At 62.6% G+C, this 243-nt stretch carries 1 protein-coding gene; it reads left to right on the top strand.

Translation table 11 applies throughout. The features are described 5' to 3' along the window. Positions 1 to 243, top strand: a 243-nt coding sequence (locus ACZ2IA_RS23230) for an SOS response-associated peptidase family protein (RefSeq protein ID WP_470294939.1), incomplete at both ends; no start/stop codon positions are given.

Here is a 243-nt window from a genome sequence, read left to right as displayed (position 1 = left end):
CCCTACTTTGTGCACCGTGCCGACGACGGGCCACTGGTCTTTGCCGGGCTTTGGGAGCATTGGTGTGATCGAGAAAGCGGTGAGTCCGTGCTGTCGTGCACGATGCTGACCAATGCGCCATCCACAAACCTGGCCCGTTTGCATCACCGGATGCCGGTCATACTGAACCCCCACAACGTCGATGGCTGGCTGCAAGGCTCGGTGCAGGAGGCGACAAAGATCGCCGAGGCCGCTGGGGCGGAG

This window comes from Crenobacter sp. CS_VA4 (genome assembly GCF_055597485.1).
Note: the sequence above shows the minus strand (reverse complement) of the source record. Positions and strands in the feature narration are given on the sequence as shown.